This window comes from Nocardia carnea, assembly GCF_029868855.1.
Classification (GTDB): Bacteria; Actinomycetota; Actinomycetes; order Mycobacteriales; family Mycobacteriaceae; genus Nocardia; species Nocardia carnea_A.
In genome coordinates, this window is record NZ_JARWOV010000109.1 from 1 (window position 1) to 10213 (window position 10213).

At 69.3% G+C, this 10213-nt stretch carries 8 protein-coding genes and 1 pseudogene; 4 read left to right on the forward strand and 5 right to left on the reverse strand.

Going from position 1 to position 10213, the window contains the following annotated elements:
- Positions 1-116 precede the first annotated feature (116 nt).
- The 4 genes and pseudogenes from QH195_RS10495 to QH195_RS10510 form a co-directional block, all read right to left on the reverse strand.
- Positions 117-1739 (reverse strand): annotated as a pseudogene (locus QH195_RS10495) (DUF3367 domain-containing protein); the annotation flags it as partial.
- A 140-nt stretch (positions 1740-1879) separates the two neighbouring features.
- On the reverse strand, positions 1880-2050 hold the full coding sequence (locus QH195_RS10500; protein WP_195056089.1) for a DUF2613 domain-containing protein: 171 nt from the start codon (positions 2048-2050) through the stop codon (positions 1880-1882).
- A 250-nt stretch (positions 2051-2300) separates the two neighbouring features.
- Positions 2301-3380, reverse strand: a complete 1080-nt coding sequence (locus QH195_RS10505; protein ID WP_280435199.1) for an isochorismate synthase — start codon at positions 3378-3380, stop codon at positions 2301-2303.
- 128 nt (positions 3381-3508) lie between these two features.
- The gene (locus tag QH195_RS10510; RefSeq protein ID WP_280420777.1) at positions 3509-4021 is read right to left on the reverse strand and encodes a universal stress protein; all 513 of its coding nucleotides are present in this window, start codon (positions 4019-4021) and stop codon (positions 3509-3511) included.
- A gap of 104 nt (positions 4022-4125) precedes the next feature.
- On the opposite strand from QH195_RS10510, the gene QH195_RS10515 reads away from it, so the two are divergent.
- The 3 genes from QH195_RS10515 (at position 4126) to QH195_RS10525 (ending at position 7415) form a co-directional block, all read left to right on the forward strand.
- On the forward strand, positions 4126-5301 hold the full coding sequence (locus QH195_RS10515) for a glycoside hydrolase family 3 N-terminal domain-containing protein (RefSeq protein WP_280420776.1): 1176 nt from the start codon (positions 4126-4128) through the stop codon (positions 5299-5301).
- 212 nt (positions 5302-5513) lie between these two features.
- Positions 5514-6131 (forward strand): TetR/AcrR family transcriptional regulator, encoded by a 618-nt coding sequence (locus tag QH195_RS10520; protein WP_280420775.1) that lies wholly within the window; start codon positions 5514-5516, stop codon positions 6129-6131.
- Positions 6132-6197: 66 nt separating this feature from the next.
- Entirely contained in the window at positions 6198-7415 is a 1218-nt protein-coding gene (locus tag QH195_RS10525; RefSeq protein ID WP_280435200.1) for a DUF5685 family protein, read from the forward strand.
- An 11-nt stretch (positions 7416-7426) separates the two neighbouring features.
- Here QH195_RS10525 and QH195_RS10530 read toward each other — a convergent pair whose 3' ends face one another.
- Entirely contained in the window at positions 7427-8590 is a 1164-nt protein-coding gene (locus tag QH195_RS10530) for an acyltransferase family protein (protein WP_280435201.1), read from the reverse strand.
- A 292-nt stretch (positions 8591-8882) separates the two neighbouring features.
- On the opposite strand from QH195_RS10530, the gene QH195_RS10535 reads away from it, so the two are divergent.
- Positions 8883-10061 carry a DUF3068 domain-containing protein gene (locus QH195_RS10535; protein WP_280420773.1) on the forward strand — a complete coding sequence of 393 codons (1179 nt, stop codon included), beginning with the start codon at positions 8883-8885 and terminating at the stop codon, positions 10059-10061.
- Positions 10062-10213: the final 152 nt, after the last annotated feature.

Sequence of the window (10213 nt, forward strand, 5' to 3'; positions counted from 1 at the left end):
CCGTGGGCGGTCCGGGTCGCGGTCCCGTTGTACCCGCCCGGCACCCTCCGAGCCAAGGATTCGGTTCAGCGGCTCAACGCCCCCCCCCCCCCCGCGCGGCCGCGGGGGCCCCCCCCCGGCGGGGCCCACCGCGCGGTATCGGGACCCAGCCCGTTCCGCCCCACCCGCCCCCGGTTCCCCTGCCCGCCCAGGGCGGGCGCCCGCCCGGCCGACGGCCGGCCGTCGGCGATGAGCCGCTGCACCGAATCCATGGCTCGGATGGTGCCCGGCGGGTTCAACGGGACCGCGTCCCGGACCGCCCACGGTGTCTCGGCCAGCGCTTGCAATGGTTCGTCCCTGGTCAGGCCCCAGACCTGGCTGCCGAACGGCGCGCCCGGGACCACCAGCGCCCGGGTATCCGCGGCGTTGTCGCGTAACCAGTCGGCGGTCTGCTGCCAGTAGGCGGGCACATCGTCGTACGCGCCGCGCGGCGCGAGCTTGCCGGTCCAGGCCAGCGAGGTGGACAGCGCGAGCGCCGCCAGGATCAGCATCGCCACCGCGACCCGGCGGTCACGATGCGGGTTCGCGAACGCTGTCCGCCACTGCCCGGCGCGCACCGAACCGGGCAGTGGTACCCGGGCCAGCAGCTGCGCGAGACCCAGGACCAGCGGCAGCCGGATCAGGGGCTCCAGTTTGTGCACATTGCGCAGCGGGGCACCGCCGGAATCGAGGAAGATGCGGACGGATTCGGCGAACGGCCCGCCCAGCTGTCCCACATACCCCGCGCATATACCGGTGAGCCCCACACACAGGATGAACACCAGCCGGCCCCGCCCGGGCATCGAGCGCAGCGCCAGCCCGGCCATCCCCGCGGCGGCCAGCAGGCCGGTGGCCAGTACCGCGGCGGGCTGGGTGACCAGCACCGCGCCCGCGATCCGCTCCGGCGAGACGAACGGAGTCCAGCTGTCGGTTCCGCGCAGCACCTCCCCCAGCGACGCCCACTGCGTGGTGACCCCGGATGATTCGATGTAGTCGAGGAACGGTGGGCTCACCCGGCCGAGCAGCAGCAGCGGCACCGCCCACCATGCGACCGCCAGTACCAGCAGTGGCACCCAGGCCAAGGTGAACCGCCACCAGGCACGGTTGGGCCGGTAACTGGCCCACCACAGCAGCGCGGGCAGGAAAGCCGCCACCGTCGCGACCGCGTTCACCGCGCCCATCAGCGCCAAGGCCAGCGCACTTCCGGCCGGAGACCGGGCCCCGCCGTGCCGGCGTCGCCGGTAGACCGTACCGAGGGCCGCGGGTGCGAGAAGTACCCACGGCGCCAGCATCATGGGCAGGGTTTCGGAGGAGATGGACCCGAGGGTGGTGAGCACCCGCGGGGACAGCGCGTACGCGGTGGCCGCGATGATCCGCGCTCCGGGCGCACCGATGCCCAGCGTTTCACAGAGTTTGACAACCCCCCAGAATCCGGCGAGCAGCAGCAATGCCCACCAGATCCGCTGGGTCACCCAGGCGGGAATCGAGAGGAGATCACCCAGCGCGAAGAACGCGCCGTGCGGGAAGAAATAGCCGTAGGCCTGGTTCTGGACCTGCCCCATCGGGGCCTGGCTGCTCCACAGATGCGCGGCCCGCCCGAGGAAGCCGAGGGGGTTTTCGGCCAGGTCGTATTTGGTGTCGGCGACGGTGAGCCCGGGTGCCTGCAGGAAAGTGAGCAGGAAGGCGATAACGGCCGATCCGGCGAACCAGCGCGGGCCCAGCCGGTCGGCGGGCTCCGGCGTCGTACCGGTTTCTGCGCGCGGCGAGGCGGCGGTTTCGGACTGCTCGGGCACCGTGGGTCAGGCGTTCGGCGTCCCCGCCGCGCGTACCGGGCGGGGACGTGGCGGGGTCGGGAGGGGTCTCAGCGCTTGCCGTATTCGACGCTGTTGAGCAGCGAACTGTCCGCGTTACCGCTGCGGTCCACTTCGGGGCGGGTGTTCTGCTGCAGCGCGGCGGTGATGGCGAAGACCGCGATCGCGCCCAGCAGGGCACCGCCCACCGCACTCGCAATACCGGGGACAGCAAACTTCATCGCAGCACTCCAAACTCGACGCAGGCAGTATCCGGGCCAACCTAGCAGTAACGCGCCGGTCCGGAAACGTACAGTCCGGCGTTTCACCCTACCGGGTATGCCTGGGCGGAGGGACCGACGTCCCTGTTCACCTGGCGGGGCCCGATTGCTTCAAGACACTTGATCACCTTTACCGACCAGCCCCCTGGAGTTCGCCGGATTCCGGGCCCGAACGCTCAGCGAGCGCGCCGGACGCTGAACGCCACACTCGCTATCGTGCTCCCAGCGCGCCGAGCAATGTCTGGAGTTTGCTCGTCGTCTCGTCGAGTTCGGCCTGCGGATCCGAGGCCGCGACGATTCCCCCGCCGGCCCAGGCCCGCAGGGCCAGCCCGTCGGCCGATAGTTGCGCGCTGCGGATGGCGACCACCCAGCACCCGTCACCGTGCGAATCGCACCAGCCGGCAGCGCCGCCGTAGAACCCGCGATCTTCCTCGTGCGTGGTGATGTATTCGAGTGCCTGGGCGGTGGGCGTGCCGCAGACCGCCGGAGTCGGATGCAGGAGCAGCGCGAGTTCCAAGGCGCTGGGGGCCGGCTCGCGCAGTACACCGTGGATCGGACTGCCCAGGTGCCACACATCGCGGGTGCTGACCAGTTGCGCGCGCGACGGAACCGTGAGCCGGGCGCAGACCGGTCCCAGCCGTTCGGCGATCCAGTCGACGACGAACGCGTGCTCGGCCCGGTTCTTGTTACTCGCGGCCAGCTGCCGCGCCTGGGCGTTGTCCGCTTCAGGATCGGGAAGCCGGGGCAGGGTTCCGGCCAGCGGATACACCGCGACCGCTGTTCCGGTGCGCTGGACCAGCGTTTCCGGGCTCGCGCCCACCAGGGTCGCGCCGGTGCTTCCGGCGGAGGTGAGGTCGACGGTGAAGACATTCGCGCGTGGATGCCTGGTCAGCAGGTAGGCGGCCAGGGTCTGCGGATCGAGGATGGTGTCGGCCTTGGCCAGTACCGATCGTGCGGCGACCACCTTCCGCAGCGACTGTCCGGGGTCGGCGAGGATGCCGATCAGTCGCGCGACCCGGTCGCGGTGCTCGCCCGGGCCGGGTTGTTCGCTCACCACGCGTATCCGGGGGAGCTCCGGAAGCGCGGCCGGCCGCCACGGGCCCGCGGTATGGGAGAACTCGGCGGGCTCGACCAGCGCGGCCGGGCGGCGCGGGTCGAACGGGAGAGCTCCGGCGATCGCCGAGATGCCGCCGTGCAGGGCGTCGACGGCTTGCCACGGATCGTGGAACGCGGCGCGTACGCCGCTTGCGCGAACGACGCTGTCGGGTCGTGCCAGCAGGAACCCGGTCATGTTCCGACCGTAGCTGCCTCGGTGGGCCGAGCCCCGGACCACACCGAAGCCCCTGATCTCGTGCCGCGGGGGTGCGGTGGCTCGAAGATCCACCTTCACCTTTGGGAAGCGGGCGATGGCCCGGAACCTCAGGTTCCGGTGCGCCGGCTGTGCCCGTTACCCAGCGTGCGATCCTGCGGCACCGGTGGTACCAGGAAGACCGGGCGGTGACAGTGCTTGAGTACCGCGTCGGCCACGCTGCTGTGCACCAGGGCACGCAGCCCGGTGGCCCCGCGGGTGCCCGCGACGATGATGTCGACATCGAGTTCGTCGGCGACCTCGACGATCGCGTGCCAGATACTGCCGGTGGATTCCTGGGTGCGGGTTTCGGCGTTCAATCCCGCCAGCGCCGCGAGGTGCGCACCTTCGGCGTTGATCTCGCGGGCCGTCGTATAGGCGATATCTTCCATATCCTCGTCCGGCACCCATTCCGGTTGCACCATGCCGGAGATTCCCGATATCCGGGCCGCCTGGCGCACCATCGGCTCCCAGGCTGTGAGCACCACCGCTCTGTCGGCGGTGAGGAAACGCCCGGCGTATTCGATTGCGCGTTTGGCGTGTTCGGACCCGTCGTAGGCGATGAGCATCAGATCGCAGGGCATGGCGACCTCCGAGGCGGAGCCGGCGAGAAGATGATTCCAGATTACCTCTGTCCCGAAACCGAGCCGAGCTTCCACGCCCGCGGTGCGCGGGATACCGTGCAACGATGCGGAAGTTGCCGTTCGTCCTGCTCGCGGTGCTCGCGATGATCGTTACCGCCTGTTCCGGCGGCGACGGCGGTAGCACCGGAACGTCCACGCCCGGGGCACGCTCCCCGGAGGCCGGGACGAGTGCCGCGCCCGCGCCCGGACCCACCACCACGACCCCGGACGATTGCGCCGCCGAATACCTCGGGCAGTTCACCACCCGGGAGAAGCTGGCGCAGCTGCTGACCGTGGGGGTCACGGGTACCGAGGACGCGCTGTCGGTGGTGCGCGACCATCAGGTCGGCGGCATCTTCGTCGGTAGCTGGACCGATCTGTCGATCCTGACCAGTGGTGAGCTCGAACAGGTGCGGGCGGCGGCGAAGGTGCCGCTGATGGTGACCACCGATGAGGAAGGCGGCCGGGTGTCGCGGCTGGGTAGCCTCATCGGCACCGCGCCGTCGGCGCGGGAGACCGCGCAGACGATGACGGCCGAGCAGTTCTACAACGCCACCCTCGACCGCGCCCGCGCCATGCGCGATCTGGGGATCACCGTCGATTTCGCGCCCGATATCGATGTGAGTTCGCAGCCCGACGATTCGGTGATCGGCGACCGTTCTTTCTCCGACGATCCAGCGGTGGTCACCGAGTACGCCGATGCCTATATCCGGGCCATGCACGAAATGGGTCTGGGTACGGTGCTGAAACATTTCCCGGGCCACGGCGCCGGAACCGGCGATTCGCATCTCGGTGCGGTTCAGGTGGCGCCGCTGGAGCAGTTGGCGACCCGTGACCTGGTGCCGTTCCGGGAGTTGATCGACAGCGGTTCGGCGGTGATGGTCGGGCATCTGGACGTCCCCGGTCTGACCACTCCGGGCGTGCCCGCCAGTATCAGCCCGGAGGTCATGAGCCTGCTGCGGGAGGGTTCCGGGTACGGCGCGGCCCCGTTCGACGGCGTGATCTTCACCGACGACCTCAGCGGTATGGCCGCCATCACCGACCGCATGTCCATCCCGGAAGCGGTCGAGGCCACCCTGGTGGCCGGTGCCGACAACGCCCTGTGGATCAGCACCGATGCCGTGGGTCAGGTGCTGGACCGCCTGGAGGAGGCGGTTGCCGCGGGCCGCCTGCCCATGGACCGGGTGGACGAGTCGGTGTTGCGGATGGCCGATTACAAGCGGGTCCCTCGCGCCTGCTGATTTCCGGTGTGTGCGGCCGTATCGGGCCCGCGCTGCTGTCCGGTGGACGTACGCGTCGCCGATGATCGGTATCCGAGTACAGTGCTGACCTTCGCCCGGAGTTCCCGGACCGTCCCTATCCGCGAGCGGCGCACGTGCGCCGTCGGGTGGTTTCCGGGCCCGGCGAACTTACTTTGGAGTAATATAAAGGGCTCGATGCGGTAGGAGACGTGATGGCGGGCGGTACGAAAAGACTTCCGAGAGCGGTGCGCGAGCAGCAGATGCTCGATGCCGCGGTCGAAGTCTTCTCGCGCAAAGGCTTCCACGAAACCTCCATGGACGCCATCGCCGCCGAGGCCGAGATCTCCAAGCCGATGCTCTACCTCTACTACGGCTCCAAGGACGAATTGTTCCGCGCCTGCATCCAGCGCGAGGGTATGCGCTTCCTGGAGTCGGTCGCACCGGCCGGTAACCCGCTGCTCAGCCCACACGAACAATTACGAACCGCCCTCGAGGGTTTCCTCGGTTTCGTCGATACCCACCGCAATTCCTGGCAGGTCCTCTACCGGCAGGCGCTCGGCCAGCAGGCCTTCGCCTCGGAGATCGAGAACGCCCGCCAGCGGGTTATCGAACTCACCGCCAAACTGCTGGAGTCCAGCGCCAAGCATGCCGAACCCGGCACCAACTTCGATATTGTCGCGGTCGCCGTGATCGGCGCGGGGGAGGCGATCGCCGATACGGTGGCCAGCGGGCGGATCGATGTAGCCGAAGCAGTCGACCTGCTGGACGCGCTGGCCTGGCGCGGCCTGTCCGGTCGTAAACCCGATACCGCCGCCGAATCGGGCGAATAGCCCGAATCCCGCGGCGGCCGTGGTCTTCTGCCGGTTTGCGGCTTCCCCCTGCGCTCCGTATTTTCGGTGCGATCAGCGGACGTCGCGGAGGACGGCAGTCGCGGGGAGGGCAATGTGTTCGGAATGTTGCGGCCGTGCCGGCACGGTGCGGCCGAATACGGAATCGATCCCGGGCTGTGGCAGTCCCATATGTGCGGTCTGTGCCTGGGTCTGCGGGACGGGGGCGGACAGATCGCCCGTGCCGCCACCAATACCGACGCGATCGTACTCAGTCTGCTGACCGAAGCGCAGGCCGAAACCCCGGCGCCGCGGCGCACCGCGGGGCCCTGCCCGCTACGTGGAATGCGGACGGCGCGGGTGCCGGTCGGTGCCTCGGCCCCGGTCCGGCTCGCCGCCACCGCTTCGCTCCTGCTGGGCTCGGCCAAGGTACGCGACCATATCGACGACGGTGACCTGCGGGTCCGGCTGCACCGGCCCATGCGCCGGGTCGCGACCGGCTGGTCGGCGGGTGCGCGTGCGCAGGCCGCGGGAATCGGCCTGGATATCGAACCGCTGGTCGCGGCGATCGAGGCGCAGGCGGGTACCGAGCAGCGGATCGCTGCCGAATCCGGTCCGTTCGGTGCCGCCGAACTGGACGAACTGACCGTGGCCAGCCGGCGCTGTGCCGCGGAGTTCTTCGCCCATACCGCCGTGCTGGCCGGATGTCCCGGCAACATCGAGCCGCTGCGGGCGGCGGGCGCGGAGTTCGGCCGGATCGCTCATCTCACCGACGCCCTCACCGACTACACCGCCGATGCCGCCGCGCACCGGTTCAACCCGCTCGCCGTCACCGCGACCCCACCCGCCGAAGCCTACGAGCTGGTCCGCGAATCCGACCGCGCACTACGCGAATCGCTGCGCACCGCCGGACTGACCCGGATGCCCGCCCTGCGCTGGGCGCTACTGGACCCGCTCACCACGGCCGTGCGCCGCCTCGGAGCTGCGGCCGCCGCATCCCTCGGCGATACCGCCGGCGCGCGTAATTCCGCCGGACAGGACGCCTCCGCTCCACCCCGGCGCCCCGGCGCCGGCGAATCGATCCAGCTGATACTCACCCAGTACTGCACCGGATACGCCTGCTGTGCCGACCACACCAATCCGTGCAGCGGCGAACAGCGAGAGTCCTGGGCTGCCCGGGGCTGTGATTGCAGCAGCTGCTGTGACTGCGCCGGCTGCTGTTCGGATTGCGGTGGTTGCTGTGGTGGAGACGGCTGCTGCTGTGAGTGCTGCGACTGTTCCTGCTGACCCGGCGGGACTCAGTCCCGCGACGAGCGTGGCCGGTCGAAGCGGCGGGCCCACTGCCGGCAGGGTTCTTCCACCAGTGCGTGACTCGCGGCGGCGATCGGCAGCGTGAACGCCACCGTGAGCACCAGGACCTGTACGAAATCACCGTGGAAGGGCAGGATCCCGAAAACCGGGAAGATCACCGACAGCACGGCCAGATGCCAGATGAAGATGCCGTAGGACCAGCGCCCGGCCGTCGCCGCGGGGGCCGAAGTAAGCCACCGGTGGGGCTTCTCCGCCGGACCCAGCACCAGTGGCGCGAGCAGCGCGAAACCGATCGCCGCGCCGAGACCCATTTTGGCCGCGTACTGCCACGGTTCGGCCCGGGTCAATCCGGCGACGCCGCCGAGGTCGGTCGCCGACGCCGCGAACGTCACGCAGGCGATGCTCCACATCAGCCGCTGATTGCCGAGGATCCGCCGCCACCGTGCCCGCCGTTCGTCGCAGATGAGTTCGGCCAGCAGCATTCCGCCCGCGAACCACGGTATGTAGGCGGGCAGCCAGTTGTCGGCGTGGATGGCGCCCGGCGTCGGCACGGGGATGAAGTTCCAGCTCAGGAAAACCAGGCCGAGCACCAGCACGGCCGGTACCCGTGCGGCGGCGGCTCGTCCGCGCAGGCCGTGCAGGAGCCAGGCCAGCAGCGGCAGCACCAGATAGAAGGCCACCTCCACCGACAGGCTCCACATCTGTGTGAGCCCATCGGTCAGCGTGAGCGGTATGAAGACCTGCAGGAGCAACAGGTTGGAGAACCACACCTGCACGCCGGCGGTGCCCGCGGCCGCCGGTACCAGGATCAGTACCGCGCCCACCACGATCCAATAGGCGGGCATGATGCGGGCGATCCGGTGGCGCAGGTAGTAGCCGAGGGTGGGTGCGTCGCCGAGCCCGCGGGCCGCCAGGGCATGTGGCCGCCACAGCAGGAAGCCCGAGAGCGCGAAGAACACCGCGACCGCCATATCGAACCGTTCCAGCAGCCGGCCGAGAACGGGGATCGCGGTGGCGCCGGTCTGGAATGCCACGTGGGTGAGCAGCACCCCGAGCGCCGCCAGCCCCCGCATACCCTCCAGCGCGGGGAGAAAGGAGCGCTGCCGGGCGGCTGCGGGGGCGGCGGTCGCCCCGGGGTCGGAAGCCCCCATGACAGCGCCGGGCGCGCCCGCGAAAGTGGCCGGTTCGGTGCGACCGATATCGGGCTGAGCTCCGGATTCGGTGGTCGGGGTGGTGGTCATCGGCTCCCAGTCTGCCCGTCCGCTCGCGCTGCGGGGAAGACGGTATTTCACAATGCGCGCTAAACTCCTGCCGATTTGGGTCCGATTCCGGCCTCGCCAATGCCCACGAAACGCCGTGGCTGTTAGTGTCAGGGCTCACGAGTGCCGCGGCGCCCCGCTGTACCCGCGGAACGACCTGTGTTCTACGACGAGGAGACATTGCATGGCACTGAGTGCCGGAACCAGAAGGACGGTTGCCTGCGTGCTCGTGGGTCTCGGCGCGTTGCTGATCGTTGCCGCGCTGATGATCCCTACCTACACCGTCGACAAAATGGCCAAGACTCCCCTCGATCTCGAGATCACCACTGTCGCGGTCAACCAGCCCGACCAGGAAAGCCTGGTACTGGACTCGTCCTCGCTCACCGAGGAAGGGCGCAGCGCCGAGGTCAACGAGAACGTTCCGCTCGTCTCCCAGCGTTTCCTCACCGTCGAAGATCCCTCCGATGCCGATCAGATGACGGTCCAGGCCGGGAACACCCTGCGCCGGATCGACAAGCGGGGCGACACCGGTGTGCTGACGGCCTACGTCGACCGCGTCACCATTGATCGCAAGACCGGCGAGCCGGTGTCCACCGACCCCAACGGGTCGATCGCGATGACCACCAACAACAAGGGTGAGAGCATCGCCGAACCCGTCCACCGCACCGGCCTGCAGTACCGGTTCCCGATCGGCACCGAGAAGAAGACCTACCCGTACTTCGACGTGCTCGCCCGGACCACCACCGATATGGAGTTCGTGGAAGAGACCGAGATCAACGGCACCACGGTCTACCACTTCCGGCAGAACGTGCCGGTGACCGATCTGTCCAAGGTCTCCAACGCGCCCACCAACAAGCTGAGCCTCCCGGCCGCGAAATGGGGTGTCGAGGGCGGCGAGGAGCCGGTCACCATGTCGCGCTTCTACAGCAACGTCCGCGATGTGTGGATCGAGCCCGAGACCGGCACGGTCGTCAAGGGCGGCGAGCAGCTGAACATCTTCTACGGGCGCTCCGCCGACAAGCCCGAGGTGCCCGCGCTCAAGGCGCATATGGTGTTCGATACCGATACCGTCGAGGCCCAGCTCGCGATCGCCAAGGACAATATCGACCAGCTCTCGCTGTTCGGCCGCATCCTGCCGATCATCCTCGGGATCGTCGGTGTGATCGCGCTGATCGCCGGTATCCTGCTCGGCGTCATGGGCGGCGGTTCCGGCCGGCCGGCCCGCGTGGGTGGACCCTCCGGCAGCCGTCCCGGCGGCCCCGCTCCGGCTCCCGCCGGCTCGGACGCGCCGACCACCACCCTGCCGCGTAGCAGTGGTGCGGACGCACCGACGGAGACCATCAAGATGCCGAAGGATCTCTGAGACTCGGCCGAATACCGAGTCGCCTGAAACAGAGTCGAGGGGCAAGCAAACCGCGCCCGGGGGCGGGGCGGAGGATGGGCGTTAGGCCACCGCGCCGCGGCGGGCGGGGAGATACGCCAGGGCCCGGGGCAGCCCCGGCCGGGCCCGCCGCA

What these genes read in the sequence shown, in the direction of transcription:
- QH195_RS10535 (WP_280420773.1), top strand. Translation starts at nt 8,883, where the DNA reads ATGGCACTGAGTGCCGGAACCAGAAGGACGGTTGCCTGCGTGCTCGTG.
- QH195_RS10500 (WP_195056089.1), bottom strand. Translation starts at nt 2,050, where the DNA reads ATGAAGTTTGCTGTCCCCGGTATTGCGAGTGCGGTGGGCGGTGCCCTG.
- QH195_RS10515 (WP_280420776.1), top strand. Translation starts at nt 4,126, where the DNA reads ATGCGGAAGTTGCCGTTCGTCCTGCTCGCGGTGCTCGCGATGATCGTT.
- QH195_RS10505 (WP_280435199.1), bottom strand. Translation starts at nt 3,380, where the DNA reads ATGACCGGGTTCCTGCTGGCACGACCCGACAGCGTCGTTCGCGCAAGC.
- QH195_RS10510 (WP_280420777.1), bottom strand. Translation starts at nt 4,021, where the DNA reads ATGCCCTGCGATCTGATGCTCATCGCCTACGACGGGTCCGAACACGCC.
- QH195_RS10520 (WP_280420775.1), top strand. Translation starts at nt 5,514, where the DNA reads ATGGCGGGCGGTACGAAAAGACTTCCGAGAGCGGTGCGCGAGCAGCAG.
- QH195_RS10530 (WP_280435201.1), bottom strand. Translation starts at nt 8,590, where the DNA reads ATGGGGGCTTCCGACCCCGGGGCGACCGCCGCCCCCGCAGCCGCCCGG.